This is a genomic window from Synechococcus sp. MIT S9504 (genome assembly GCF_047497135.1).
Classification (GTDB): Bacteria; Cyanobacteriota; Cyanobacteriia; order PCC-6307; family Cyanobiaceae; genus Synechococcus_C.
The window spans coordinates 1,333,677-1,360,529 of sequence record NZ_CP138942.1 but is presented as its reverse complement, the minus strand read 5'-3'; the positions used below and the strand labels follow the sequence as shown (position 1 = coordinate 1,360,529).

Genomic DNA, 26,853 nt, shown 5'->3' with positions numbered 1-26,853 from the left:
TTGAAAGTCGTTTCACGCTTGATGCTGATCTAAGGCAATGGCGGTGGAAGCAAGGGCGGTGGTGGTGCCCCTATCAAGGGATCAGTCTGAGACAGGCTTGGCTTCTGAGCTTCAACAGGCTCTGAATCTGCATTTGATTCAGTGATTGTCTCTGGTTGATCGGATGCAGGGGATGTGAGCACCGGGGAGTCTTCACTGGGCAACGGTTCCGGTGTGAGCAGAACGGGTGGCGGGAGATCAGGAGGAAGATCGCGTTCATAGCGTTCATAGGGAGGAAACGCTGATTCCGGTCCCTCAGCGTCCGATTTTTCGCTTGGCCGCGGCTGTTCAAGCAGAACGAGTGGATCAGCGGTGATGGGCGGTTCGGGTAACGGTGAACGTTCCGCCTTGCCCTTTTGTTCGTCCTGCGAAACGCCCGGCTTCAGGGGCTGGCGTTTCGGTTTCCAGATCAGTCGAGCAACGGGCTCCACCCCTTGCTCCATGACGCGATTCAGCCCTGCAAGGGCTCGGTCAATCAGGCGATGACCAGCACTCTGGGCACAGTTCAGTGGACCCTGACACTCCACCTTTGAGCGCAGGCTTTCGGCGAGGTTTCCAACCAAGCCACCTTGCAGATGGAAGCGGCGTTCACTCAGCCGCAGCAAGTAGGGCACATGCACAAAACTGGTTGCGCCACCACTGATCCAGTTGGCGTCTTCCTCTGTGAATCCCTTCACTCCCGGGATGATCAGGCGACTCTTGGAGGCATGGTCCGGCATATATGCGGCCACTAAACCTCGGCGACGGGCCAGCTCCCTTGTCTGCTCCAGAGTGAGGCCGTCTCTGCTCATCAGCATCTCCATGCGGCCATCGCTGCGCAGTCCGTAGACCATGCGGATCCTGGGCAGGTAGTAACGGATGCGCTGGCCCATGCTGATGCTGTAAGCACCCTTGTAGCTGTCGGGCGGTTCGTTCAGATCGTTGTAGACACTGTGTAATCCACCCACGAACATGTCGTAGATCTCGGCACGTTCTGGAGTGAGTTCCCCGTAGCCGAAGTCCACTCCTCCATTCTGCTTGATGCCGACGAATGCTCTCTGTCGAGATGCTGTGCGGTTTCTGCCCTGCCAGACCTTCTGTCCGAATTTCAGATCCCCGAGAGGAACAGTGATCTCCTGTCCACTGTTGTCGATGTGACGTTCGTACATCGGGCCTGAGACGTAAGCCAGAGCTGCGGAATCCTCAAAGGCGTCCTGTTCCCGATCCCAGCCCTCGAGCAGCCCCAAACGCACCTTTCTTGGATCGAAATCGAGTGCGTAGACCTCGTCGTCGGACTGATAGCGGAAGGCTCCGAGAGCATCACCACTGGCTGCCTGCTCCAGTGGTGCGATGGCATCAGGTTGTGGAGTTCCTGGGGCCAGTGCGACAAGGGTTGCAAAGACACCCAGGGGCACAACCAGAACCAGCCAGCGTTTACGCAGTCGTTTCGGACGGGGACGACGGCGCCGAATACGTTTCTGGCGTGGGGGCGCCGCAGTGGTGGAACGGGTCCGCGTCACCATTTCAGCTTGGACCCTTTGGATGCCTGTGCGCTGTCGAGCCAAGGAACAATGGTGCCCTCGGCCACCAGCCATTTGCGGTAACGGTGACGGCAGTCGTGCCCTCCCGTCAACTCTCCGAATGCAGGAATGAGCATTCGCTGTTCCACGTTGTCGTAGGCGAAGCAGGGAAGCCTGAGTCGATCCGATCCCTGGCGCAGGATGGTTGTGGGGTGAATATGTCCGCAGAGATTGAGACCAGCACGCCCATCCAGGGGCTGTTCCGGTTCGTGGCTGAGCCAGAGCTCTCCCAGCCTGAAGGCAGGGTGCTGGGGAAAAGCACCCGGATGCAGATGGCGGTCGTGGTTGCCTCCGATCAGGAGTACCTCAGCCTCCAAGCGTTTGTGCAGGTTTCTGAGATCTGCTCTTAGGCGCTCTGTAAGTCCGAGTGGACCGTGGATCAAATCTCCGAGGATGATCACACGTTTTGGCTTCCACCGCTGACAGAGCTTCTCGAGCCGCATCAATGTGCCCCTGTCGTCATCACTTGGAAGTGGGATTCCGCAGGCTTGGAAGACCTCCGCCTTCCCAAGATGCAGATCGGCAACAAAGAGTTCCTCGCTGGACGGTCGCCAGATGGCTTTCTCAGCCAGTAAAACCAGCTCTTCGTCTCGCCATTGCCAGCGACAATGTGCAACGTCCGTCTGTGCAGGGGCTGCTGGCTCGCCATCAGCCGCACTTCTGCTGTTTTCAGCGTTGATGGCAGCCAACGGTGGAATGGACAGCTGAGATTTGCACCATTTTGCTTGCAAATCACGGAAGTGTTTCAAAAGCATGTTTTGCCCTTCATCGGGCATCCGGGAATGGCCACTCCTCTTCTGGGATGGCAATCTCAGAATGCACGAGTCGATTGACTTCTGATGACCCTCGCTTTGTTGCTTGCCCTGCTGGGATCACTCGTCGCCATGGGCGTGATCGTTAAGCGTCTTGAGAACAACGGATGAAACGCATGATCAGAGTTCCCAGGATTTCCCTGTTGCTCGCCGGTTTGTTCAGCGTTGCTGTTCCATCTCCTGCCTGGGCTGAGGTGCTGAGAGTTGGCGTCAGTGGTGCACCACCTTTCGTGATGCCAAAGGGTGAACCGATTCAGGGGATCAGCATTCAGATCTGGGAAGAGGTGGCGGACCGTCTTAATCAGCCCTACGAATTGATCTTTCAGCCGAATACGGAGGCCAATCTGTCGGCTCTGGAAAACGGCGATCTGGATCTTGCGGTCGGTCCGATCAGCATCACCCCCGATCGACTGGCGAACCCCAGGATTGATTTCACCCAGCCCTATTTTCATGGCAGGGAGGGACTGATGATTCCCGTCAAACCTCCTGGGTTGTGGGCGAGATTCAGACCCTTTTTCGGCTGGGCGGCCCTGTCATCGCTCGGTGGTTTGATGATCCTTCTGTTCCTGGTGGGCAATCTCATGTGGCTTGCTGAGCGCCGCCGCAATACTGAGCACTTCCCACGTCAGTACCTGCATGGCGTGGGTAATGGCATGTGGTTCGCCCTGGTGACGCTCACAACAGTCGGTTATGGGGATCGATCTCCCACGACCAGAACCGGTCGCACCATTGCTGGCATCTGGATGCTGATGTCGCTGCTGGCGCTGTCCTCGATCACGGCAGGCCTGGCTTCGGCATTCACAGTGTCGTTGTCGAGGCTGGAGCCCTCTGCCATTCAGGACCGTTCCGATCTGCGCGGCAAGACCGTGTCTGTGGTGGCCGGGACCACCAGTGGAACCTGGGCAAAAATCTACGGAGCCAAGGCTCGGGAATCAGTAAGTCTTGAGAAGGCCATTGAGCTGTTGTCGCAAGGCGAGGTGGCGGCCGTGCTGTTTGATGAGGCCCCTCTGCGTTATTACCTTCAGCAGAAACCGGAAGCACCGTTCAAGATGGCGCCGTTTGCACTGGCGAATCAGACCTATGGATTCGTGATTCCCATGAACAGTGCCTTGCGAACACCCATTGATGTTGAGCTTTTGCAGATGCAGCGAAGCGGGGATGTCAAATCGATCACTGATCGCCTGCTGCAGTGATGGCGAAAGCTTGGTGATGCATGGCTTCACCTGAGAGTTCTGTGTCGGCGTAATCCGTCTTCGATCAGAAAGTTGGCCAGGCTGCTGCAGCTGCGCCCCTCGGCAAGCGCTTGCTGCTTGAGGCGTTGCATGACTCCTCCGGCAAGAGTCACATTGAGTCGTTCCGACTCTGCAGCCTCAGCGACCTGGGCGGCTGTGACCTCAGCGGACTCGAGCTGCAGCTGCTCCTGCAGCTCTTGCAGCAATCCTTCCAGGAATGACACGATTTCGTGCTTATATCGTGTCTAAAACGTACCGTATTGGCGCCTGGCTCTGTGGCGTAACCTGACCCGGACTCTTGTTCTGTCTGGATGGAGACCCTGCCCCTTGAGCTGGAGCCCGGTCAGGACCTCCATCTGGTCCTGTCTGAGCTGGCGATGCAGCAACAGCTCAGTGGATTTGTTCTCGGGGTGGTCGGCAATCTGTCCCAGGCCACGTTCCGCTGTCCTGGCCAACAACAGCCCACACGGATGAGCGGGGAACTCGAGGTCATCACACTGAATGGAACCTTCTCTCCATCAGGTGTTCATCTTCATCTCAGCCTTTCGGACGGCGCCTGTCAGGTGTGGGGAGGACATCTTGAGCCAGGCACTGTTGTTCTTAAGGGTGCCCAGCTGCTTCTCGGTCTCAGCGGTCTTCCCACTGCTCAGATCATTCAGCAGCCCGTTCAGGAGCCTGGCCAGTTGGCTGAGCGTGTCGAGCTGGCGGTGCTTCCAGGATGCCCATGGAGTCTTCGGGCCAGGCAGCTGTTGGAGAGGCTTTCCATCCCCCATCGCCTGGAAACCATCGAGACGGACGACCGCTTCGAGGCCTTCCGGCAACGCAGCGGCATGAATACCTTTCCCCAGATCTTCATTGATGGAGAGGTTGTTGGGGGGTATGACGATCTCGCTGAACTCTCATTGCAGCCTGAGTTTCGGGCGTTAGGGCAAGGGGCATCAGCCCGATAGTGAGTCGTTTGATGAGCTGCGCAGACTGAGGGCAGCCCCAGCAACCCGCTTGATTCAGAGCTTTCGAAACCGTCTGTTCGGATGGTTGATGACTATCGCCAACCGTATCCATCACAGCCTCCTGAAATTGAGTCTGGACATCGATCCAGAGGACGACTGGCTGCTGGATGTTGAGACCTCTGACATGCCAGACAGCTGGATTTGATCTCTGCCGTTACGTGAAGGCGGTTGATCGAATCGTGTTGAATGATCGTGACACCTGCCAGTCCATGGCCAATTACTGGGTCATCTACCTGCAGCACTAGGGCATTAACGCCAGCGCGTCAGCGTTGATAGCTTCCGTTGAAAGAGGATTGCTCCAAGTACCTCATGGATGCCAGGCTTGGATGATTGATTAAGCTTTGGTTGTCTTTGCTCAACTACGTTCAATCGCGGCAATAAATGAAACCTTCTTCTCGGCTTTTTGGCAATTGAAGAGGTGAAGAACTTCTGTTATTGCCAAGACTGTTTGTGTTTGATTGGCTTATGAAAGTTATTCCATTGATGGCAATTTGCTGACATCCACTTCTCTACGTTCTCGAGGCCGTATCGGGTAACTGTTATAATATTATTGTGTGGTGCACTCTGCGGGACACTCACATGGATAGATGCGTATCCCTTTGTATTCCCGGAGTAGCAGTCAGTATGTGTCTCTCTGGATATTTCTTCAAGTTCATTCACTGCAAGTTCATTCACTGCAAGTTCATTCACTGCAAGATCATTCCAAAAGTCATCTGAAGAAATTATAAATCCAGCCGCTTCGCAATCGCTAGAACTGCATTGAAGTCGGCCGCAGCTTTGAGGCTTTCTTGGAGGCTGGAGTCGTCTTTGACTTTTTCCAGGGAGGCTTTGAGTTGTTCTTCTGTGATTAACTGTCAGGCGCCATAAGGAGTCATTGCATCAGTCTGTTGCGGAGTCTTTTGCTGATTCTTAATGTGCTTCATCGTAACTAAAATTAGAGGCAAATTTGTTGGTATTTGGGTTTACAAGCTATAAATTAACATGCGCTATTACTAGAAGCATTTGTCTGTAAAGCACCAAATGCAGCCAGTGTTGTTGCGAGTATCAAAACTACCAGCCATGCTCTCTAGCTCCTCGTTGCTCAGTCGCTGAGTCAACTTGTCAGCAGTGAATTCATAGCCCTCTTTGTTAGCAATACCCACGACTTCTTCAGAGGACTTAGCTGATTTTAGTTTTTCTTGAAGCGTGGAATCACCTTTGACCTTCTCTAGATGCTTTGAGTTGTTCCTCTGACATGGCTATCGGGAGTCTTTAACGGTCATAGCAACAATGATTTGAAGTGTCTTTGGTTGGTTTAATCCGCCTAATCGTGCCAGGTATTGAAGGCAGGTTTACGCGAATAGTCCGGCTATTAAACAAATTAACGCCCTACTGTTGTAAACAGTTTTTATGCGTATGCTGTTCAAGCAGTACCTACAACCTTGGCATCTCGTTGAACCTTACCATCGTGGTAATTAACCTCGGCAATTCTTATGCTGCGGTGACATCGAAAGGCGAACCCGGCATGGCCCCCAACCAGCTCTCCAGGAGCCCTCGCCACCACTCGTGCCTTCCAGTTCTTCATCAGTAATCTTCGATTGAGCGCTCTTCAAGTCATCATCAGAGATACTAAAACCTGCTTCTTTTGCAATGGCAGCTACAGCATTGGTATCAGCCGCTGCTTTGAGCTGCTCCTGAAGGTTTGTGTTGCCTTTGGCGTTAGCCAGAAAAGCTGTAAGTTGTTCTTGAGTCATGGTTCTAAGGAATGAATGTTTGGAGGCATTGCCCCCTCGACTCCTTCAAGATCACAGCCCTTCTGGTGAACCCCACTACACAGCTCTGGTGTAGACCCTGCGAGGTTCTGGTGAGCCTCTGGTGAATAGCTCAGAACCAAGTCAACATATAGTCGGGCAACGGTTTACCTGCCTGATTACTGCTCAACTGAGCTCAACAGTAAAAAAATTGGATCAATTACCGGCTCTGCTATCGCGCTGATATCTGCACTGTTTACGTTGATTTTGGTGCATCTGATATGGCAGGTGCCCTCAAATCGCCTGAGCGTTCTAGGCATGAAGCTTGCGCTTTTGCCCTGCGCCTACATGGTCTTGGGCGACTCTCTGACGCGAAAACCCGGTTAAGAAAGATTCGCAGATGTCTCGATCTCGTCCACTCAGATTGCGATTAACTTGCGATCCGCTTTCTGTCGTGAGGGTGGTCTCTCACCGGCGTAGGTGACCATCCGCTCCGTATTCCTGTGGGTCAGCATCAGTTCGAATGTGGAAGTTCCGGGAGTTCGATGCATAACTGCTCAACCTCATGTCGCAGTGCATTGATGCGGTCCAGGGGTGTGAGTCCGCTACGACCTGGGGGCCAGAGTTGATCGCTGTCGAGGTCAGAGGCCAATGCCTCTTCCTCCATGGCTTCGATCAGTTCAGCGAGCTGGGCACGCGCTTCCAGCCATTTGGTGATGCTCAAGATGTTGAGGAGCCTGAGGCGATCGATGGAATTGAAACCTAGCCAGCTTCATGACGCTGGTCAGGTTTGAAACAAAGTGATGGAACAGATCGAATGAGGCTCATGTGCGCTTCTGCCTGAGTTGCTGTGCTCCTATGAGTTAAAGGTCAGAGGTCGATACCAGTTGAACTCCCTGAACTTCATTTGTGTTCTTTCTCCAGTCGTATCTTCGTTCTATTATAGTTTCATTAGTTGTTTGTCGACTAAATAAGTAATAGTAATTTGCAACAGATTGCTGAAACGGAGGGTTAAATGCAAAAACGTTATTGTAAAGACTCGATTGTTTGCTTTGTGTGCTGTCGACGTGGATTAACAGTGGTTGAATTGTGTTGCCTTTGAGGTGCTTTCCACTGTCTTCGGATCGATGGATTGGAAGGATCCTTGCATCAGTTGTGCGTTGATGATCAGCTGCGTCTACCCGGCAAACTGTGAGTCTTGATCTGGTATGTCTGGACCTTCAAGTGGATGTGCCAGGCAGCCGTGAAGCCATTGCTATGAACTGGTGGTGTACAGCTCCGTTGCCAAGGAGCGCTTGAGAGCCTGCGGTGTCTGATACTCCTCAACCGGATCTCTGGGCCGAAAAACCCTGGTGGTGTCAGCCGTGGACGATCATCCTTACCGGCGTTCTCGCCATTTCAGGCAGTTGGTTGGTGCTGCATCGGTTGTGGGTCACCATCCCAGTTGCGGCCATCATTCTGATCTGGTGGATGCTGTTTCTGGTGATCGCTCCTGCTGCCTACAACAATCAGTCGCGTTGAGCGCTTCTGAATCGTTGTTTCTCTTCCATCAGCTCAGCTTCGAGCTGTTCAATCAGTTTGGTCACCAGGGCCTGAAATTCAGGCTGGCAGCCGCGAAAGGCCGCCTTGTGCCGGATCGGCTCGTTGCGCATGCGCAGATCGGTCAGCATCAACTGAAGGGCGTCGATTCTGGCGTTGCTGTTCAAGGCTTCAGCCTGCAGGCGAGGCGAGGTTATGACATCGCCTCCCCCATCAACTAGAAGCGCAGAGTGGTTTTTACAAGAGCCCCTAGCTGGCTCAGTTGCTGGCCTTCGGGAGTGTCAGCCCCCAGAGGTCTGCTTAGAAAAAACACAGCCGGTGTGACCGTGATGGCATCAGTCACAGGCAGCATCGTCCACCACTCCATCGCATAGCCAGCATCGTCAGGGCTTGTTCCACCAACCAGGGCTGTGGCAATGATCGGCTGACCGACCGCTGCTCCCATCGCTGCCCCGGTGTCGAACAGATCGCTCCACTGAACCGCCACTGTCCATGACTGGGAAATGGCGACGAGACCATTGTGTTCAACTCCTTTGCGGTAGCGCGTGCTGTTCCATCCCCAGCCGAGACTCACAGAGGGAAACCAGCCATCGACAGGTGGTTGCCAATAACCGCTGAGCGCGGTGCTTGTGGTCATTCCAGGTTGTTCGTAGCTGCGAAGGGTGTATGGACTGGCGTAATCAATGATTCCGAAACCATTTTCGATCGCCACCAATGCCGCAGCGATACCCCAGTTCTGTTGTGCGTATCCGAGCTGTAATGTGCTGCTGCTCCCGGATTCCTCTCCAATCAGCCCGGAACCATCGGCGCCTTCGTGCCCCTTTGAGGCGATGTAATTCGCACTGATGCTGAGCGGACCTCTCTGCCAGATCACGCCGCCACCAGCTCCGAGATTGCTGCTGTACGCCCCAGAGGCACCGGACTGTGTAAACAGGTCCAGCACAGTGTCTTCGGGATAAACGCTTGGTCGTATCCCCAGCATGACGGTCTGATTCACCCTGCTGCCCAGCGTGAAGGTCCAGTCCTGGCCGAGTGGAAACTGGTACCAGGCACGGTTGATCCCGATCAGATCGGGAGTGCGACTCTGTTGAAAGGCCACTTCCAGTTCGGAGAGTTTGCTGGGTCCACCCCCTCCGAAACTGTCGCTGGTTGTATCGAGATTTCCACCCCGCAACCGGATATTGAGCAGGTCTTTTCCGGTAAAGCTGGTGCGCAGAGTCAATTTCTGGTCGTATCCGGATTCCAGAGCTCCATAGCCGCTGCGGGCAGAGTTCAGGAGATCTCCCTCTGTTCCAGAAAAGACGTTGCCTCCGAGGATGAAAGTGCTCACTCCACGCAAGTGCGTGGTTGGGGCAAAAGAGAGGTTCTCCAGCTCATTGGTTCGTTGCTCAACCCCCTCGAGCTGCAAGTTGAGCGTGGTTAGTTCAGCTTCAAGCTCGCTTAGAAGACGTCTCAGCGGATCGGAGATGCTGTTTGCCTTCTCCAGGCAATGCTGAAGAACAGCTGCGGCCTGGTAGCGATCTCGCAGAAGCTGCGCCGATTGGCAATCGGCTTTTCGAAACAGCTCCTGCAGCAGTGGGGTGACCGGCTTTGAAGATTGCTCGATTTGTTGAGGCTGGGCAATACCTGAGAGAGCCTGAGTTGCAACCATCACCGCAAATGTTGCAGTGCGGATCCAGTGTTGTGATTTGAGACAGCTCACAGCTCAGGAGGTGACTGAGTCCAGCAGCCAAATGCAAAGCAGACCAATGAAAAAAGCCACATTGACGGGACCCGAATCATCCTCTCCGCCTGCATGGGCTTCCTTCATCACCTCTTCCACCACCAGGTAGATCAGAGCAGCGGTACCGAAAGCGAGTGTGCCGGTCAGGGCAGGTCCCTGCAACCCATTGGTGATCACCAGGCTGATGCTGAGACCCATCACATAGGTGAGAGCCATCAGGACACCTGAGACTCCGCTTCGCCAGCGACCTGCGCCACGTCCAAGCAGAGTCCCGAGTCCGAGAGTCGCCAATCCCATTTCGAGGGCAACGGCCACGGGAATCACCCACTGATGCTCTGCCGCATTGCTGCTGATACCCACCACAAGCCCGTCGATCAGGCTGTCAACGAGAAAGGGCAACATCAGCAGCAGCATCGGTCGTGGTCGACCTTGTTCAGCTCTTTCGTCGGGGTCCTCCAGGACCGCATTAATCACCAGCAACAGTGAGAAGCCGAGGCAGAAACCTATGGCCAGAGCCAATGGGTGACCGCTATCGCTGGCAGCCGGCATCAGATCCGCAGCTGCGATGCCAAGGACCAGACCGCCCACAAGATGGGCAACAACACCTCGAAAGCGTTTGCCAGGTTTGATGCGACTGCCGAGCAGACCGCCGAAGGCCATGCTGATGGCCGGGAGGATCAGAAGCACATCAGCCTCGAGAGCACAACATCGGACAGTGTCATCCTGGCAAGACCTGTCTGTACCCACCCGCCTGCACAACAGTCAATGGAGTGTCGAACAGTTCGGAAAGTCTGGGTCCGGTGAGTATGTCTTCAGCTGAGCCATCAAGGCTAACGAGACAGTCCTGCAGGCCCACAACTCTCTGAATCTCGGGAATGATGGCATCCACCTGGTGAGTCACCAGCACCAGAGTGGTGCCTTGCTGACACAAACCCCGCATGATTCTCAACAACTTGTGGCGTGCGCGCAGATCCAGAGCATTGGTTGGTTCATCCAGGACAAGCACTTCCGGTTCATTCACCAGTGCTCTGGCAATCAAAAGACGTCTCCTCTGGCCTTCAGACAGCTGCCCGTAGTTCTCGTCAGCCAGACCGTCAAGATCCATGCTCTTGAGCAATGCTTCAGTGCGCGACCTCTGTTCGGCTGTGGGTGTTTTGTCCCTGCCAAGACCGATGGCACCGAAAAAAGCTGCCAGCAACAGCTCCCGGCCAGTGAGCGAAGCGGGGATGCGTTGTTCCACTTCGTTGCTGACGACCCCAAGTCGTTGGCGCAGTGTCCAGAGATTGACCGTCTCAGATCCGAACAAGCGCAGATGCGATCCCGGTTTGACCACCGGGTAAAGACTGCGGCTGATCAACTTCACCAGTGTGGTCTTGCCAGCACCGTTGGGACCGAGCACAGCCGTTGACTCTCCACTTCGGAGACGAAGCGTGAGGTCTTTGACAACCTGATGACCATTGATCCAGGCCTCAATGGCCTGACAATCCAGCCAGGCTGAACCTGTATCTTTTGCCTGATCAAGCTCCATCGGTTGATTCTGGCCCTGTCGCGAGTTCCTGTTGATGTTTGATCGTCGTTGTGCCCGTTGTGGTTCCACCAGCTTCCGCGCTGATCGATCGCTTGGTGGCCGCCTGGTTTGTTCCCACTGTGGAGTCCCGGCGGATCAACAGGTGCGACGATCAGGCGGTGGAGGACGACCAATCCGATCGTCCGGAATCAGATCCGGTGGTTTCTGGTTCTGGATTCTGCTGGCTTTGGTCGCTTTGGGTCTCGTGCTGTTGTTTCAGTCCGCCTGAGTGATTTCATCGAGTTTGTTGACCAGCATGGACAGTTCTGATGCCAGAGGACGCTCTTGATTCAATTTTCTGCTCCAGAGCCGACCACAGCGAATCTGTTCGGGGCTGGCCAATGTCATGTCCTGGCCTTCAAGCAGTTGAAGCTGTTGAAGTGGCTCGTTGAGCTTGCCTGTGAACACGTGGACGATGCGCTGCTCATCCTGATGCCGGAACCAGAAGTTCAGTAGTTCCGGACACCAACCGATCTCTTCGTTGAGTTCTCGTTGTATAGCGATGAGCGCGCTTTCTCCGGGCTCGAGATGTCCACCAAACAGTCCCCAGCATCCAGGCGCAACGATCTTTGGGTCTTCATCACGCAATTGCAGTAGCCATCGGTCTTCCTTCTGAAGCATTGCCAGTGCAACTTCAACGGTCATCGCCTTATTCAGTTGAGGCCGAGGCATTCGTTCTAGGTGTGGAGAGTGATGTGAAGGTGGCGAGATTCATCAGAGGTATAACAGCTTTCTTAAAAATGTCTGTCGGAGTTAAACCTACTGTGTTCCATGCTGAATGCCAGCTCTGATCTGGCTTGGGATGACAAGCCATTCCAGCCATAGCATTGCGACAATCGGTTGGGTCCAGCCAATGACAAGTGACCACGGCTCAGCCACCATTCACAGCATGGAATTCGAACAATTCGTCGCCAAAATCAGGAGCCTCGCCTCGGACTCCAAAGAGCGCATCGCATTGGCTGAAAGATGTCCGGACCATGAAGCGCGAATTCAGGTCGGCTTGGGTCACGCCAAGAACATCCCTCTCAAGGGAAATCTGCTTGAGGCTGATTTTGCTGGCGATGGCAAGCAGTTCTCGCAGGATGAGTTGAGTTACATGAGCGATGACCAGGCATCGATGTTGGCCGGAATGGTGTTCATGAAGCTGTTTCCCAAGGCTGCTCGTATCTCTGAAGACGATATTCTTGAAGTCGAAGATGAAGATGAATCATGGTCTGGAACCGTTTACACGGGTGAAGGAAACGGTTGGGTGTTCGCATGGGTGATTGAAAAGAACGACAACGATGAATATTTGATCTCATTTAGTGATTATGAGGATGATGATGATGCGTAATGCTTGTTGAAAAAGCCCTTTTCTCTGGACACTGATTTTTGGCCAATAGTTGTTTTAATTTAAAGCTTTATCCTGGTCTGATCATGAAAGCATATCGGGCATTGATTGGGTTATGTAAAGTCGAAATTGATTTTTGGCTTAGCACAACCAAAAAGAAGCAACCTGTATATGACTTTTGTAAGGCCAGCGATGCCAATTCATGTGCTCATGAGCAATCTGCCTGAAGTCGGTCAACGAAATGTTGAGCGACATTTTGAATCATGTTTGCTGAGAAAAATACCACTCTGGTTATGACCAGTGCATCTCAATCCGTTTTTTAGTGGAATGATGAGCAGCTTTTTGGGTTTTGATAGGTGCCTCGCCATCCCCCGTGTCAAGGCATACCCACAAGAAAAGCCGCCCTCCGTGAGAGGAAGACGGCTTGTCTGAATGTTGCTCGAACCCATTACTCAGACGGCTGAGTAGGGCGGGTCGAAGCGTCTGGCTGTATGGCTTGTCGGGCCAGTCAGGCAGCTTCTAACTGGTGCTCAGTTGGACCGTCGTTACTCATTGAACGCCTCCAAATCCCGTTGATGTGATCACTATCCAACAGCGATGGGGGCTTTGGCATCAGTCGAATCGCTCATTGCTTTTTTTGCGCATGAAGTCCCACTGTGGGAATGACCATTTGCCCTCAGTCATAAGACGCGGTCGAATCACTGTTCATCACCATCGCCATCGAGTGCAAGCAGAACGTGGGTTACTGCAATCGCGTTGAACCAGGGCAAGGAGCCACCGTCAACATCTGCCACTTGCAAGAGGGACTTGGCTCTGGGTTTGAGGGCTTCGCTCTCACATTAGATAATTGGTCCCATCCACCAGTCATCGTTGAAGAGCCCAGCACTGTGCTGAGGAGTTCCGACGACCACGAAGTTTCCTGTTCTGATCTGACTGGCAGCAAGTCAGGCGCAAATCATTGTAAGCCCTGAGAGTGTGTAGGTGTCACTTGTCTGCCACCCATGGCTTCACCCTCGGTACAAACGTTCTGGCAGTCGGCGGGCAAGTGACCCCAGTGGAAAGCAACAGATTTGACCGCCGTCAGCCGCCTATCTTTCGTGCTTATGGGGAACTCCACGTGGTAGCCAAGCAATCCACCACTCAGCCCAACTGTCGTTGTTGGGTCTGGTTTAGGGGAGGCTTAGGAGTCGAATCCGAGTGGATCAGTGGTTTTTATGGAGCTCCATCGACCCTTGGAGGCATCCGCATCGAGAGAGGTGACTACGTCGCCTGCCGTGTAGCTGATTGGCGGGTGGTGTTTGAAGAGCCCGCAGACATCAATGTTGGCCCCGAGATTCCTAAAGGGGCTGAATGGAAGCTTGTAACGACTGACCCAAGATGATGACGATGACCAGGAAAGAAACAGAGCATCATGTCTGAACAACGTAAACTTCACCCCAAAATCCCAACTTATTTAGTGGCTGTTTGTTCAGCATTTCTTGTCGCTTTATTTCACTTGGAATATACTGGTCATTTTTTAGTCGGGTATTCTTTTTTGGTTGGTCTTATCGCAGGTGGATTTGGTTGGCTATTGGCATGGGGACTGTGGCGATTTTGGATTGTTTTTCCATACAAGCGAATTTTTAAGCTTAGGGTGAAAGTATATTTAGAGGATTAATCTCGTTGGGCTGCTGATGTTTTGCCAATTCACTGGTCAGCAATAGTCAAGGCTGGCTAATTATGTACCTATCAATATTGGTTATGTACTCTTGACGGTATTCGTGGCTAGCCAAAAACATTCAACGCAAATCGGGTTGGTACTGTTTTCGCTTGTGCTTCGTGCTAAGAATGATCCATTACGTTTTTGCTAATGCTTATTGAGCAACTTATAGGCCTTAAAAAGGCTGAACCCATTGTAGTTGCCCTAACGGCTTCAATTTTTACCACGTCAGTAGCAACTGGACAGGTTGTCCCCCCACTATCAAAAAGCTATGTTGAAGATACCACTGACAGCATCAGTAGTTTTTCTTTGGGATATGGTGCGGGAGTGGCAAACTATGTGTGTTATGAAGCGCTGAAAGGCAATCTCTCTAAAATTTGATGGAGACGAAATCTTAGCCAAATATCAACTTTGGTTTGAAAATCAGAATCTATATCAATTTGATCAATTCATAAAAGGCTATAGATTGGAAATGGAAAATTTTAATAATATTTTTCAGGTAATCATTGTAAGTTTACATTTTAACCGCTGGTTACTTCATGAAGAGAGTCTTGCTGCAAATTTTTTTTGGAAGTTGTATGCAATGATATGTTGATATCAAATTCAGATGCTCAATACAGGCATTCGTGTGGATGAGTGACCGCAGTTATATTTAGTGACCACTTCCGTACAGGTACAACCATTGCCTATATCAGCAACGATTTTCAGTTCCTCAGCGCCGAGTTCAGTGATTTCATCCATTGAAAGCCCGTAGCCACTTTTTCTGGCGCCATCTAAAAAAGGCTGTGCATTCCTCTCGCTGTTCAGTTCGTTTTGAAGATTTTTTTGTTGCCTTTGATATGGGTTAGGAATTTTTTAGCTGTTCTTCTTGCGTTGGAACTCACCAGTCCGAAAATGAATGCTCCTGGCGAAGCAAATGACACGACCACTCGTGTGCCCAGGTGCCTCGTTGACAATGCCGGTTCGATTTGATCTGAGGTTGCCCAGAGCTAACGATGAGGTCTTGTTGTCGACCCCAGTTGTTCGTCCCGGTGGCGGGTCTGAGAATATGGTCTGCAGAGAAGCAAAAGTTCGCTGTTGCTGAAGTGAGTGCGTGCCTATTCACTTCATCTGTTGATTGATGCTGCGCCAGCTGTCGCATTCGTTGCGGAGTTTGAACTTTATCGATCCGCGTATGCCATATGCAAACCATTGGTGTCATCTCTTTATTTTGATTTGATGCTGTAACCATTGGAGCTAGACTTCTATTAGTCATATAAGCATCCATCAGAATGCTTAATCTAATCGTTACTGTTATTTGATGGGAAACTAGATGACTCCTGTCGTTGCTTTGAGAAATATCAAAGTCGATGTGTATATTCTTCTATGATTAAAGCCAGCCTAGTTGAAAGCATGTCAACCTCATTCAGGAAGAATTCTTGAATGTTTCTGAGACTATACAGACGTGGTATCAAGCAGGAAGAGGAAAAATCAGGTGTAACTCAATAAAATCCCTTATTTACATATTGGACTTAGAGATACTCTCATATTGTTTCCTACCTCAGATAAATCGATTTCGAACTTAGATTGCTTGCTCGAACCAGCGTCTATTTCACTTTTAGTCAATACGAGGTAGGGACGGCAGGTCCTGGTCCTGGCATGAACCGAAAGTCAAAACTTATACGACTCTGACTTGTAGTGTTTATCTTTGATCCATGGCCACGATTCACACCATCAAAAACTAAAGCCTGCCCTGGGCACAATGTTAGTGGCTTGAAATCCTTGGCATCAACGTCGCTTTCAACCCAGAGACTATTGCTTCCCCATACCTTTGTCAGAGGAACCCAAACGTTCATTCTTCCGTCTTCAACCCCAAAGTCTCGATCTTTATGAAAAACACTACTTCCTCTGCCGCAGTAGTGAAAGCGAAAGGAGGGGGGACTCTGATATGAGTCAATACTTCCTAGCTTCCCTATAATAATATCTAATACAAATAAACGATAATTCTCAACTATTTCATTAAAAGAATTGGTTAGCTGATTTGATGTGGGGCTTTTGTTTAACAGCTTAACTCTGTTTGATGCATGTACATCTTCCAGGCTTGAAACGCCTAGAACTTCACATGCCCATTCCTGAAACTTATATTTGCTCGTGTCGTAATTCAGAATTTGTTGTTCCATAAAATCAACTTTATGCACCAATTATCAATTACTTGAGCGGAATTTTCAATTCTTAATAATGGTTTTAAAATGTAACAGTTTCCATTAAATTCAGTTGCGCTGGGTTTGTGCGTATGCGCAAATGTATTTCTGGTTTTGCAAAGATACCTATTCAATGTGTCGGCTGCAATCACGCTTCTGACCTTGTTTCGTGATCTAGGCGATAATTGCTTGTTTGTCGCTACAAGTCGCTTGGTTACGAGCTGTTTCCAGCTTGAGATAAGGATCTAGGTCATTATCCAATTTGCTGGAATATTTTTCGGACTTGAGGATTTACTGATTAGCTGATCAACTGTCATCGGTGACGGTGAAAGTTCAGACCGGCTCATGATATATCAGGAGGATGGATTTAGTGACAAGTATCTTGATCCTTTTAATCGCAATCTAATGCTGATTCGTTCAATAACCTTCGCTATTAGACCAAAGACTTTTCGCATGAGCCTGTAGAATCCGACTGTGTCTTTATGATTGATGGGCAGTCGAATACTCAGGCAGTAAACTTGAGTTCAATGTCGATACAGAAAATGGCGCAGCAACTCTATCAATTAGTGTATTTGATTTCGATCCAGCAGTATCCATCAGTGAAAAGTCTCTTATGGGTGATTGATTGGAAGCATCTTTGGTTGACGGGCTGACGAGGATTTTTGTTGCCTTGATCTCCTCTAGAAATCCTTTAAGTTGGTCTTCTGAGATGGAAAGCACATTTCTACATTATTTATAGCAATAGTCTTTTACGATGACTAGACCGGATGAGTCTTGCACATAATTCTGATAGATATTGATTCTAGATTTATGGCTTATTGGATGGTTTGTAGAGTTGACTCTTATGTCTGCAGGTTGTGTTGATGATCATCGGCAGAAGATCCTCATGAGCTCTTAGATTAAACAGTATCGATCTTAGTTCGTCATCTGCACCACCTCATCACAACATTCACATAAACCACCTCTTAAGCATTATTTTTTCCATTCCAGGTTCTGTCAACTATGACTTTAGCAGCTTCTTCAAGCTCTTCGTCTGATGATTCTGATTGAGTATTTCTCAGATCGTCCTCAGCAATTGTAAATTCACTTTCTTTAGCAATGCCCCTTACTGCATCAGCATCAGCTGGGCTTTGATCTTGTCTTGAAGATTCTTGTAACGTTTCTTTTTTTCAATCAATGCTTTTGGTGTCACTTTGGCAGGTTTGCTACTTTTGTTCTTTTTTCATAGGAACCGTTTTCTACTTTAATTTTGAAATACGTTATTGCCTTCTAATGTCATAGGAATAAAAATTACTATACTAACTTGGACCGTTAGTAGATTCGACAATAAATGGGGATTAGAGTCAATTTGTTGGGCTTTATCGTTAACGACTAAACCAAATTTCGGTTTTCTTGAAGCATGCACATCCACCAGCCACGCCTTCCAGTTCTTTATCTGAAACCTCCGATTGAATTTTCTTTAAATCATCAGCAGAAATCATAAGCCCTGCTTCTTTTGCAATTGCAAGTACAGTATTAGAATCGGCAGCTGCTTTGAGCTTCTCCTGAAGACTGGTATCGTTTTGAACCTTTTCCAGGAATGCCTTGAGTTGCGCTTCTGAGATGGCTATCAGGTTTCTTCGGCAGTCATAGCAACGGTCTTAATCACCATCAAGGTCTGCAACGCTTACGAAGTGGTCGAAGCCTCTGAGTGATTAAAATCTCAACTTTTGAAACTGGGGCATTGCGTTGAATCGCCGTGGCTTAGGCTGTGCCGAGATCGCAAATGGCATCCCAATTCAGCTTTGGTTTCAGGTAGTGGTCAGCGCCCGCAATTGTCCAGTCGTAACCATGTTCCCCATCTTTAGGAACAGTGTTCAGCAATCCAGCGATGTTCATCCCAAGGGGGGGCTCGAAGGTTTCAGTCATGAAGGTCGTGCCACAAGTACCAGAATTACTGCCGATGTTGTCAGTTGGGACGCTGAAGCTGCCTGCATAGCTAGCTAGCTAGATCGTATAAACCAGGAAAAACCAAGCCTGCTGCTGTCTTGTAGGTCATGTCACCAGGACTAAAGGCGCCGCTGATGTTTTCCCTAACGCCGATCACTAAATCGTTGAAGTCAGCGTCGTTCTGCAGGCCGGCTCCGCAGGCTCCTATATCCAAAAATCTGTTGGTTGGGAGCAGTTCTTCACCTTCTTGCCCACCTTTAAAACCAACCAGCTGATCATCCACAAAAGCTTCCTGCAACATTGCTTGCCCTGGTTCAAAACTCCCGAAGTTGATCTTTTCCGACTGAACGGTCAGGTAGGTGCCACCGAAGTCAGTGAAGTCAGGCATTGATCTGCAAGCGGTGGAGGGTTGTTTCCTCTCGATGGAGACACCATCTCCGCAATCAAATGCTGAGTTGATGACCTGCCTCAACCAGGGCTGTGAGGTTGGTCACGGGGCACTGAAGCCTCACTATACGGAACATGCCCCGTTCTCCAGTCCGTTCAATAGAGATCTTCAGGCGCTTCGTTGGTGAGCCTCAGGCATGCAGAGATGAAATGATCCGTTTCAGCACTTTCGTCAGTGTCATCGTTGTCACGACCCATTTCTGATCAGCGATCTCTTGCAGCTGTCGGTATGTCGCCAGCTGCTTGTCGTCTGTCGGGTGTAAAGCGGATGATACTCCGACAATAAACGAGCCAACTCCTGTACTGGTCCTGGCTCAATTGTGAACCATCTGATGGGTGTGATGCTATTCGCTCGGTGTAACTGCTTTCATGTTTACACCTTTGTGCCTTTTATGGATTCCTTGTTGTTTTTTATAGTGATAAATCAATATCTTTACTAGTTTAGTTATGAGATAAAGTCACCACTACGCGCAGGCTTGTCAAGAAATAGTGGATGTTTAGTTATTCCACAAGATACACTTCTTAAATTAATCTCAGTTTTCTTTTATTTGCGCCGATCCTTTTCATTAGCTTTCTTCTTGTCTTGCTCTTCGGTCACCAGCATCCCCAGCATCTACCCATTTGTAGAAGCTTTCTCGAGTCAATAGGTACCAGCTTCCACAGTGCAACGTCTTGCACCTTGGGACCCGGAAGACGTCAGGATCTTTTGTTAGGCACACATCACCTTGGGTCATTTCTTTAGTGGCACGGCATCGTCAAGATGCTCCTGCCTCAACCGTTCCAATTGTCCTTTGCTTTCAGCTGGTCGATCGCTGTTTGGTTGTCTGCCTTGATCGACTCCCAACACAACAACAGTCACCAGGGCAAGCACTGCAAGCGTCCCTATCTGCAGAGTCTTCACCATCCTGTTCATCCTTGTGTTGTGCCAGCAGGGACAAGTTTTGCTTATTTGGCATCGTCTGGCATGACTGGACCGATATGCATGTCTACTGGAGTGAAGAAGAGCAACCGGCACTCAGTAAGTCGGTCTAAAACCTAATTACCTTCCGTAATCTTACCCCCCTCAAGCACGGATGGAGTTCCATACCTTCCGCTCATCTAGCAAGGATCCTGGTTTCGCCTAGTCCTGTACTAATCCCAACAGTGACACTTCGGCTGGCTCATGGATTGCTTGGCTCCCACGCGAGTTCTCTATGGGCACTGACAGAAGAGTTAATCATTAACTCTAAAAAAGTTTGATCAAAACCGAGCATCTGTCCCCGCGGCATTTTCGGTTGCGTGATCATCTGACATAAACGCTCTGACGTTCTAGATGTTCTGGTCAGGCGATCTGTAGCTGACAATTGGCCGTTTGGGCGTGATTATAGAAATTTGTGGAACGTATTTCTGGAATGCTCCATACACAAAATCTCTCACTGCTGGTTTGTGGATGGATGAAAGAAGTCAGAGACTGACATGTCATGCCGTTTCAGGAGGGCGAATGTCGTTCCAGCATTGCCTCGGCAGATTCTTAGTTCGTTTGAAAGTGCAGTTATATCAAGCCATGCAGGAAATGATTGGTTTACGCTCTTGAGCAATTCGAGTCGTCGTCCACCTGTCAATGCAGGGCCTCTCCACCCACCTTTGCGAAATCTCACGCCGATTCGATTTGTTTTATCAGTAGTCAGCTCTGCTTCGACGGTTACTGCAGCTACCGCTCCCAATGGTCCGGCAAGACGTAGCAGATTCATGCCTCGAGCATTTGCTGGATCTAGAACCTGGATATTCTCAAGCCAGTTTGCTTGCTTCAGCCATGGTTGTTTTGCGCTGCTCCATCGTAGTTCCCAGACACCCATCAGCAGATCCTCAGTCTTGCTGAGATCAACGTTTGACCGTTCCTCTGCTGTCATAACGAGCTCGGGGATCCTATCATCATTCGGCTGTTCTCTTAACAGGCGAATCAATGTATCCATGTTTGAAAGAGGTTGTATTGATCATCAATTCTATCTATGTCAGTAAATGATTGCTTCGTAATTACGTTAAAACTGATAAGCTTGAAGGCATTAATGAATTTGATCTTGCAATAAATCAGCGGCCAGTTTGATTTCTAGCTCTAGTTATTAGATTTGCCTGGATATTTTCCTTCCTGCGTATAATTATTGATTTTATTGCTTTTGTGCTTTAGTCGGAAATTTACATTTATTGGGCATGCATTGCTCAGGGTAATTATTCCCACACAAGAGTACAACGATATTTATTATCGCCACCTGAAGGTACGCCGATTGTTTCACAGTTTGTTTCTGTGATCTTCGAGCCCTGTGGCACATTCGTTTTGAGGTCGTCAATGATTGCTGATTTGTCGAATCCTGTTCCTGTTACCGAGCCGGCATTGCTGGAAGAGCCGACGCCAATAAGAACAAGACTCGCTAGAAATCCAAATGCAATTTTCATGCTTTAAAAAATATATCTTCTTTAATCTAGCAACGATTCAAGGGAGCGACTGTTCTTTATTATTTTTCAGCTATTTTGACTTCCATGATTTTGCCGTACAGCCTCCTTCCTTCAGGCTTGGCAACTGCTTTTGTCCTCATTGATCTGTATTGACGATAAGACACATCTCAGTGACTCAATTGAGTGCTTGCCTCCATTCCTGACTTCTTAACATAAGAGATTGGTTCGCACGATATGGGAATTCCATCTATTGTAAATTGGCTTGGTGACGTTATTGATGAAGGCGATGCTCATGCAGCATTATATGTTGCTGAGATTAACCAGCATCCTGAACTAATTACTATTAGTTACTGCCATCTTGATCAGGTTGAGCAACTTCAATCGATTTCATATCTTGGCAGACTTAGATATATTACTTGTGCTGATCCTGAAATTTGTGATAAGCGCACAAACCTTTCTTTAAAAGATTGTTGGCTCGGTGAGCAATTTCTTCTCTACCAACTTTCTGATTATCGAGAAGTCCTTCCTTACTTGCAGGAAGTGGAAATACATAAGTATACTGAAATTTTTAAATTGCCCGAATCTGGTGCATCGAGATTTATTGAGTGGATTGCTGAAACCTCGCAAAAAATTTTCTGTAACCAAAAATCCGGTTATAAGCTTTGTCTTGACAGCTTGGTGACAACTTCCAGGCAACGTCTTTTGTACGAGAAATTAAAAATGCAATGGTCGAATGATTCATGAGATCTTTTCTTCAGGTGCTTTTCTACGATCAATTCTGCTTAACTAATAAATTCTGTGGACTAGATCAGTTCTGGATGGCGAGGGTCCCCCTTGAATGGACCCTCAACTGCTGAGCTGATCCAGCCTCCGTAAAAACCTCCTGGTTGAGCGGTTACTTCTTCCCCGTTCAGCCAACACCCATCCATTAATCCTGGATAAAGAGCAAACCAACCAGCAATTGCTTGAAAGGATTCTGTGGGAGATGGGTAGCGCCATACTGCGCGGTGTACTCGATAACCTCCAGCTATGACATCGAAATATTCAGCAACTCCCTTCCACTCGCAGAAGCTGCGACCAGCTGCGGGAATCAACAGCTTCAGTTTTGTGCTTGTTGGGGGTAGGTAGTAAGTGGGTGGATGAAAGGTTTCTAGTACTCGCTGACAACCACTGCCATCGAAGAGTATTTCTCCTCCTACCTTCACTAGTACATGATCGGAACTAAGCTCAAGCCTTGGAGGTCGCGGATAGTCAGCAACTCTTTCTTTTGTCATGGCCTTGTTCTCGATTACAGAGATGATGGCGTTGTTTGGGCCCGATCGGAGTTATGGCTTCTGTTGACCCACTTCAGCCTGTTGTGATTCTCGGTGGTTTCCTGATCACAGAAGAGGCTTATAAGCCAATGGCCGAATGGCTGCGGCAACAGGGAGTGATCGACGCTCAGATTGTCCCAGTTAGCCGCTATGACTGGCTTCTCACGAGTTGGGGGTTTGGCTGGCGCCGAGTTCTGGATCGTGTCGATGAGATGGTGAAGCGCCTCCAAGCCAAGTCACCGTCAGCTCGAATCACTTTAATCGGCCATAGCTCTGGGGGGGTGATGCTCCGGCTTTATCTCAGTCGTCAACTCTTTCAAGGACGCTCCTATGCAGGAGCTACCCGATGTGATCGGCTGATCACCTTGGGCAGTCCACACCAGGCTGTTCGTGCTACACCGCTTCGGGCCATGGTTGATCGATGTTTGCCTGGATGTCATGAGCCTGGCGTTGATTATGTGGCCATTGCCGGCGATCTCGATTTGCAGAGTGAAATCGCTTCTCATTTCAGTCGTCGCAGCGCCAAAGGCAGCTACCGCGGTATTGCTGGAGCCGTGGATGTTAAGGGTGATGGTCTGGTGCCAGTGGATTCAGCTCTGCTTCGAGATGCTCGCCATTTCATTCTTCATGACACAGCCCATGGTGGTTTGTTTGGCACCAAATGTTATTTCACTCCAGCAAGACTTGAAGTTTGGTGGCGATTTGTTATTAAGTGTTTTTAGTACATCACTTTTTTGTCGTTTGTATTTATTCTGCTAAGTTGTCTAATTGTAAAAAGTATTTGAGTACTATTTGGATAATGCAATTGGTGTAAATGTGTTTTGTTGAATGGTCACTTGTTTGTGCTTTTTGCTGAGTTCTGGCTGTTAAGTGTTGAAATAAATCAATTCTAGGTATTGAAAGTTGAAGCGATGGATTTTCGATTGATCAAGTTATTGGCTGTGGCGTGTGAGCTAGATAAGCAAGCAATTTTAACGTTTTTAGATTAAAGACTCGTCAGCACTAGAAAGGGCTGAGGGGGAATTAGCCATAGTGCATGATCGTTCCGGTGTAGTGTCTAGGATTTGAGTTCTTGCAACTGTCATGGTGTCATCTAAAAAGGATAGGTGGTCTTTTGTCTCGTGGTTAGTGTTTCTTGTGTTGGCATTCATTACCATGGTGAAAGAGGGTGTCATCGTGCCTAGTGCATACGGGGCGATCATCTTTGCCTTCTTTGTCGGTTGGGACGGTTCAAAATTATGGAAGAATAACAAATAATTTTTCAGTGAAAACTCATACTATTTTCAATTCATCCAGCTAGTTTGGGCACCTTTGTATAATGTCTCTCTTGCATCTGCGTCTATGCATATTCATGTTTGCATAAATAATGATCCTGCAAATGGATTGAATTGACTCCTTGCCTTACTTGTGCTCCTTATCCTGGGATTAATATTTTGACCAAGCGAAACTTGATCAAGCAGTTTAAATTATTTTTAACATCTTCACGCATGGGGCAATATTAACTAGTTATTCAATTCTGCTCAACCGAGCTCTGAAATTGCTTCGCAGTCAAAATGAATCTACTGAACTAATTTAAACTATTTTAGTATTTCAGCGCTAACAATGAGCAGCATTTTTTGCTAACGGTACTACTGCATTTATCTGATTGAATTCATGTTAATCACAATAGTTTAGGTCCATGTCTGTGTTGACTGGCAATGAAAGGCTAATAAGTTGATTGATCATTACTTGACCAGGCTTGATCATTTTCGGTACCAGCATGATGTTTCTTGAGGGTTCTCCGCTTTCCGGATTTTCGCGTTGCAAGCTAGTGTTTTGTTCATTTTCATCTTGCATTTGATTAAGGAGAATTGTTGTACACGATTATTTTCCGATTTTTTTGGGTAATGCAGGTTTGATTTGGGTGAGAATGGCTTTGTTGGCTTTTTGATCTCCTGAGTCCAATGTTTATAAGTCTTCCAAAATTACTGATCCCTTTCTTTTACACTATTTATTAAAGATGCGGGTGCAATTTTTATTGTCAAAATTTTGTAGTTTCTGCTACTGACTTTCGATAAGGATGCCTCTATAAAGGATGTCCAATCTAATAATACTTGTTCACTTGCCCTTCATGGATTTTCCTTCTCATGCCTTTATTAAACGATATGCAGGTCCCATTAGGGCATGGTGGAAGAGTCGTATTGCGTTGTTGATTGATTCCAGCAATGAAGAAGGTGCTCGAGCTTTGTATCAAGAGTTTTATTTGGGCGATCTTCCCCGTCTTCCCGAACGTTATTAATTGCTATTCTATTTTTTAGCAGATGTTTTTACAATTTGAATTTGGCTGTCAATAAATCGGAAGTTGGTTGTTCTCTCATAGTGCTCCTGTTCTAGTAGTTATTGGTCCTCGTACTATAGAATTTCGTGCCATTGTTAACGTTTCTTCTCTACTCTGGAAAGCTATTCGTCTGCACTTAGTCCGTTCCCTCACCCCTATCTTCAGGACCTTTGTCCGTTGAGATTATGGCCAGGACAAATGAAAAGTTCTTAAAGCGTTGATCTGCTGAAGATCTATGGTCAGGTTCAATATGACTGAAATCACTCCGAGCCATGATCTGATTTAGGTGAGCCAACTCCTGATTTACACTTGATATTTCTTCTGCTCTTGATCGTTGGCTGATCAAAACCTCCGTTACTCAGGCCGGGGTTTCGGCACTCTTCCATCGATTCGCCAATATCCAAACCAATCTGGCTTTAGTTCCGTATCAGTTATTTCTGGCTCAGCTTTTAGCAGGATTTGCCATCCTTCAAGCTGGAAGATGGGTAAACAGTCATCGACTGCACCCAGGTTGATGATGCTGTGTAAGTCATCCTTATGGACCTGCAAGGCTGTGTTTAGCCAACGCTGACGTGCTCTTGTCTTTGCCGCTTGTTTACTGGGAGCCACGACCAGGCCGAATTGATGTAATTCCTGTAACGAGTTTCTGTCATAGCCCCCAAGGTTGATGAACCAAAGCTTTTCGTTCTTTGTGTTTAACGACGTCGTTTGTTTCGAGTTTTCTTCCTCGTTTCTCTCGATTAGCTCAATGGTGTAGCCATCAACATGCTGGATTGCCTTGTAACTGTCGATATGCAGTCCGGTTGTTAATCCAAACCATTCTTGTCTCAGCTTCGGAATTGTCTCCTCAATGTTTGCACCCACGACCCAACGAACATCGTGCAGTTCTATGTGACAGTCGTCGATTCTCCCTCCCAGAACAACCAGAAATAGCCTCGGCTTTTTGCTCATTGCTCAAATTTTAGGCTTGTAATGCGGAATAACGCTTCTGCACTAAGTCATTCGATCCTAATCCGTCATGCTGAGCGGGAACAAGTGTTCGTGAGCGTTGCTCTGCCGCTTCTCTTCGAGTTGGTTAGTCCCTTGAATCAACCTTCACGGTCCACCGTTGACCTCAGGTTCAGAAATTACAGCATGACATGGTTTTGATAGGTGGTGTCCCTTCAAGCGTTGTCACGTTTCAGAGCTGGCCATCGTGTTGCTGGTCTCTGACCTGGAATTGTTTGCCTGTGACTGGTTTCACTGATCGCACTGCCCCTTCAGCAAACACCGTTCGGTTTGTTTCATGGTCTCTGAATCACGTTGTGGGGGGGCGACGCGCTCAATTTGCAGCTCATGGCTTTAGGGTCCATCGACTCATGAAGCGTTGATGGCCTGGGAATACACACAGCTGCGCTTCGTTCCCCGTGGCAAGAGCTGGACTGGCGAGATTGAGGAGCTCTGGCTGGACGACAAGCCCTTGATCTCTAGAAACCATCCGCAGCAGGTAAGCCTTGTTCAGCTGATGAATGAACTCGGTGCTCAAGGCTGGGAACTGGTCACCTATGCCCAGCCCTTCACCGGCTACCATGGAGGTTGCTATACCTTCAAGCGTCAGACCTGAATCCAGAAATCAGATTCATCTGAATTGAAAGTGCTTAGTAGTGCTTTTTATATTGCATGATTGTTTTATCATTAGCTCCTGTTTGTAATGAATCTGATAGGATCTTCTCCCGAATTCTTGGATTTAGTCAGTGATGTTATCTTCATCATGACGAAAATCGTCGTGGTCTTATCTCATTTTATTTCCGCTTAGACTATTTTAAGCATTATGGCTAACCCTTTAAGGGCATACTTTTTTTGCTGTGTCGCTGAGCGGCGCACATTTATTACCAAAACTCGTTTGATTAAAACTACCCCTTTTGAAGCTTGTATTTTTTGTGTCCAATGCAAGGCATGAGTTGAACGTAAGGAATTCGATCATGATTGTTTAGTCTTGGCTGGGAGTCTTAATAACG

The 26,853-nt window shown here is 48.8% G+C and carries 30 protein-coding genes and 1 pseudogene; 12 read left to right on the top strand and 19 right to left on the bottom strand.

Annotated features, from left to right (window positions below; translation table 11 throughout):
* Positions 1-29: 29 nt before the first annotated feature.
* Positions 30-1,541 (bottom strand): hypothetical protein, encoded by a 1,512-nt coding sequence (locus SIB58_RS07830; protein WP_231884117.1) that lies wholly within the window; start codon positions 1,539-1,541, stop codon positions 30-32.
* Complete coding sequence (gene pdeM, locus SIB58_RS07825) at positions 1,535-2,287, bottom strand: ligase-associated DNA damage response endonuclease PdeM (protein ID WP_074162583.1); 753 nt, start codon at positions 2,285-2,287, stop codon at positions 1,535-1,537. Before pdeM ends, SIB58_RS07830 begins: the two co-directional genes overlap by 7 nt.
* A gap of 230 nt (positions 2,288-2,517) precedes the next feature.
* Between pdeM and SIB58_RS07820 the strand changes: the two genes are divergently transcribed.
* Positions 2,518-3,603, top strand: coding sequence for a transporter substrate-binding domain-containing protein (locus SIB58_RS07820; RefSeq protein WP_369813408.1), 1,086 nt, complete (start codon positions 2,518-2,520; stop codon positions 3,601-3,603).
* A 26-nt stretch (positions 3,604-3,629) separates the two neighbouring features.
* On the opposite strand, the gene SIB58_RS07815 is transcribed toward SIB58_RS07820, so the two are convergent.
* Positions 3,630-3,866, bottom strand: coding sequence for a ribbon-helix-helix domain-containing protein (locus tag SIB58_RS07815; protein ID WP_066905514.1), 237 nt, complete (start codon positions 3,864-3,866; stop codon positions 3,630-3,632).
* Between the two features lie 87 nt (positions 3,867-3,953).
* Here SIB58_RS07815 and SIB58_RS07810 point away from each other — a divergent pair, with 87 nt between their 5' ends.
* Positions 3,954-4,592 carry a PCC domain-containing protein gene (locus tag SIB58_RS07810; protein ID WP_066905516.1) on the top strand — a complete coding sequence of 213 codons (639 nt, stop codon included), beginning with the start codon at positions 3,954-3,956 and terminating at the stop codon, positions 4,590-4,592.
* A gap of 782 nt (positions 4,593-5,374) precedes the next feature.
* On the opposite strand, the gene SIB58_RS07805 is transcribed toward SIB58_RS07810, so the two are convergent.
* From SIB58_RS07805 to SIB58_RS07790, 4 genes and pseudogenes are all read right to left on the bottom strand, one after another.
* A complete protein-coding gene (locus SIB58_RS07805) occupies positions 5,375-5,473 on the bottom strand; it encodes a Nif11 family protein (protein WP_414494915.1) in 99 nt (32 codons plus the stop codon).
* 171 nt (positions 5,474-5,644) lie between these two features.
* Positions 5,645-5,812 (bottom strand): annotated as a pseudogene (locus SIB58_RS07800) (hypothetical protein); the annotation flags it as partial.
* Positions 5,813-6,106: 294 nt separating this feature from the next.
* Positions 6,107-6,385 carry a Nif11-like leader peptide family natural product precursor gene (locus tag SIB58_RS07795; protein ID WP_066905522.1) on the bottom strand — a complete coding sequence of 93 codons (279 nt, stop codon included), beginning with the start codon at positions 6,383-6,385 and terminating at the stop codon, positions 6,107-6,109.
* Between the two features lie 511 nt (positions 6,386-6,896).
* A complete protein-coding gene (locus tag SIB58_RS07790) occupies positions 6,897-7,106 on the bottom strand; it encodes a hypothetical protein (RefSeq protein ID WP_066905524.1) in 210 nt (69 codons plus the stop codon).
* 584 nt (positions 7,107-7,690) lie between these two features.
* On the opposite strand from SIB58_RS07790, the gene SIB58_RS07785 reads away from it, so the two are divergent.
* Complete coding sequence (locus tag SIB58_RS07785) at positions 7,691-7,903, top strand: DUF6737 family protein (RefSeq protein WP_066905526.1); 213 nt, start codon at positions 7,691-7,693, stop codon at positions 7,901-7,903.
* Here the strand turns inward: SIB58_RS07785 and SIB58_RS07780 are convergent.
* Genes SIB58_RS07780 through SIB58_RS07765 form a run of 4 tightly spaced genes read right to left on the bottom strand, consistent with a single transcriptional unit; the run spans position 7,891 to position 11,172 of the window.
* Complete coding sequence (locus SIB58_RS07780) at positions 7,891-8,088, bottom strand: hypothetical protein (RefSeq protein WP_067325407.1); 198 nt, start codon at positions 8,086-8,088, stop codon at positions 7,891-7,893. The two genes, SIB58_RS07785 and SIB58_RS07780, sit on opposite strands and share 13 nt — an antisense overlap.
* 50 nt (positions 8,089-8,138) lie before the next feature.
* Complete coding sequence (locus SIB58_RS07775; RefSeq protein WP_066905530.1) at positions 8,139-9,623, bottom strand: iron uptake porin; 1,485 nt, start codon at positions 9,621-9,623, stop codon at positions 8,139-8,141.
* A 3-nt stretch (positions 9,624-9,626) separates the two neighbouring features.
* A complete protein-coding gene (locus SIB58_RS07770; RefSeq protein WP_231884109.1) occupies positions 9,627-10,331 on the bottom strand; it encodes a hypothetical protein in 705 nt (234 codons plus the stop codon).
* A 31-nt stretch (positions 10,332-10,362) separates the two neighbouring features.
* Positions 10,363-11,172, bottom strand: a complete 810-nt coding sequence (locus SIB58_RS07765) for an ABC transporter ATP-binding protein (protein ID WP_066905532.1) — start codon at positions 11,170-11,172, stop codon at positions 10,363-10,365.
* Positions 11,173-11,206: 34 nt separating this feature from the next.
* Here SIB58_RS07765 and SIB58_RS07760 point away from each other — a divergent pair, with 34 nt between their 5' ends.
* The gene (locus SIB58_RS07760; protein WP_066905534.1) at positions 11,207-11,440 is read left to right on the top strand and encodes a transcriptional regulator; all 234 of its coding nucleotides are present in this window, start codon (positions 11,207-11,209) and stop codon (positions 11,438-11,440) included.
* Here the strand turns inward: SIB58_RS07760 and SIB58_RS07755 are convergent.
* Entirely contained in the window at positions 11,428-11,856 is a 429-nt protein-coding gene (locus SIB58_RS07755) for an NUDIX hydrolase (RefSeq protein ID WP_067325409.1), read from the bottom strand. The two genes, SIB58_RS07760 and SIB58_RS07755, sit on opposite strands and share 13 nt — an antisense overlap.
* A gap of 133 nt (positions 11,857-11,989) precedes the next feature.
* On the opposite strand from SIB58_RS07755, the gene SIB58_RS07750 reads away from it, so the two are divergent.
* The 4 genes from SIB58_RS07750 (at position 11,990) to SIB58_RS07735 (ending at position 14,621) form a co-directional block, all read left to right on the top strand.
* On the top strand, positions 11,990-12,544 hold the full coding sequence (locus SIB58_RS07750; RefSeq protein WP_067325412.1) for a hypothetical protein: 555 nt from the start codon (positions 11,990-11,992) through the stop codon (positions 12,542-12,544).
* Positions 12,545-13,529: 985 nt separating this feature from the next.
* On the top strand, positions 13,530-13,922 hold the full coding sequence (locus SIB58_RS07745) for a hypothetical protein (RefSeq protein ID WP_231884110.1): 393 nt from the start codon (positions 13,530-13,532) through the stop codon (positions 13,920-13,922).
* 30 nt (positions 13,923-13,952) lie between these two features.
* A complete protein-coding gene (locus SIB58_RS07740; protein WP_156486515.1) occupies positions 13,953-14,198 on the top strand; it encodes a hypothetical protein in 246 nt (81 codons plus the stop codon).
* Positions 14,199-14,390: 192 nt separating this feature from the next.
* Positions 14,391-14,621: a hypothetical protein gene (locus SIB58_RS07735; RefSeq protein ID WP_156486516.1), complete on the top strand. Its 231-nt coding sequence runs from the start codon at positions 14,391-14,393 to the stop codon at positions 14,619-14,621.
* A gap of 1,220 nt (positions 14,622-15,841) precedes the next feature.
* Here the strand turns inward: SIB58_RS07735 and SIB58_RS07730 are convergent.
* The 5 genes from SIB58_RS07730 to SIB58_RS07710 all read right to left on the bottom strand — a co-directional run bounded on the left by SIB58_RS07730 (position 15,842) and on the right by SIB58_RS07710 (position 20,748).
* Entirely contained in the window at positions 15,842-16,417 is a 576-nt protein-coding gene (locus tag SIB58_RS07730; RefSeq protein WP_231856984.1) for a hypothetical protein, read from the bottom strand.
* Between the two features lie 1,367 nt (positions 16,418-17,784).
* A complete protein-coding gene (locus tag SIB58_RS07725; protein ID WP_067325418.1) occupies positions 17,785-18,024 on the bottom strand; it encodes a Nif11-like leader peptide family natural product precursor in 240 nt (79 codons plus the stop codon).
* Between the two features lie 139 nt (positions 18,025-18,163).
* Positions 18,164-18,328, bottom strand: coding sequence for a hypothetical protein (locus SIB58_RS07720; protein ID WP_156486517.1), 165 nt, complete (start codon positions 18,326-18,328; stop codon positions 18,164-18,166).
* A gap of 70 nt (positions 18,329-18,398) precedes the next feature.
* Positions 18,399-18,737, bottom strand: coding sequence for a hypothetical protein (locus SIB58_RS07715; RefSeq protein ID WP_066905542.1), 339 nt, complete (start codon positions 18,735-18,737; stop codon positions 18,399-18,401).
* 1,471 nt (positions 18,738-20,208) lie between these two features.
* Entirely contained in the window at positions 20,209-20,748 is a 540-nt protein-coding gene (locus tag SIB58_RS07710) for a PAP/fibrillin family protein (protein WP_067325421.1), read from the bottom strand.
* Positions 20,749-21,460: 712 nt separating this feature from the next.
* Between SIB58_RS07710 and SIB58_RS07705 the strand changes: the two genes are divergently transcribed.
* Positions 21,461-21,970 (top strand): hypothetical protein, encoded by a 510-nt coding sequence (locus SIB58_RS07705; RefSeq protein WP_066905546.1) that lies wholly within the window; start codon positions 21,461-21,463, stop codon positions 21,968-21,970.
* A 59-nt stretch (positions 21,971-22,029) separates the two neighbouring features.
* On the opposite strand, the gene SIB58_RS07700 is transcribed toward SIB58_RS07705, so the two are convergent.
* Positions 22,030-22,500, bottom strand: coding sequence for a DUF427 domain-containing protein (locus tag SIB58_RS07700; RefSeq protein WP_074162582.1), 471 nt, complete (start codon positions 22,498-22,500; stop codon positions 22,030-22,032).
* A 53-nt stretch (positions 22,501-22,553) separates the two neighbouring features.
* Here SIB58_RS07700 and SIB58_RS07695 point away from each other — a divergent pair, with 53 nt between their 5' ends.
* Together SIB58_RS07695 and SIB58_RS07690 are read left to right on the top strand one after the other, a co-directional pair.
* A complete protein-coding gene (locus tag SIB58_RS07695; RefSeq protein WP_066905550.1) occupies positions 22,554-23,261 on the top strand; it encodes an esterase/lipase family protein in 708 nt (235 codons plus the stop codon).
* A 1,388-nt stretch (positions 23,262-24,649) separates the two neighbouring features.
* Positions 24,650-24,817, top strand: a complete 168-nt coding sequence (locus SIB58_RS07690) for a hypothetical protein (protein ID WP_156486518.1) — start codon at positions 24,650-24,652, stop codon at positions 24,815-24,817.
* 393 nt (positions 24,818-25,210) lie between these two features.
* Here the strand turns inward: SIB58_RS07690 and SIB58_RS07685 are convergent, their stop codons facing one another.
* Positions 25,211-25,807, bottom strand: coding sequence for a DUF1543 domain-containing protein (locus tag SIB58_RS07685; RefSeq protein WP_067325424.1), 597 nt, complete (start codon positions 25,805-25,807; stop codon positions 25,211-25,213).
* 418 nt (positions 25,808-26,225) lie between these two features.
* Between SIB58_RS07685 and SIB58_RS07680 the strand changes: the two genes are divergently transcribed.
* A complete protein-coding gene (locus SIB58_RS07680) occupies positions 26,226-26,459 on the top strand; it encodes a hypothetical protein (protein ID WP_066905554.1) in 234 nt (77 codons plus the stop codon).
* Positions 26,460-26,853 lie beyond the last annotated feature (394 nt).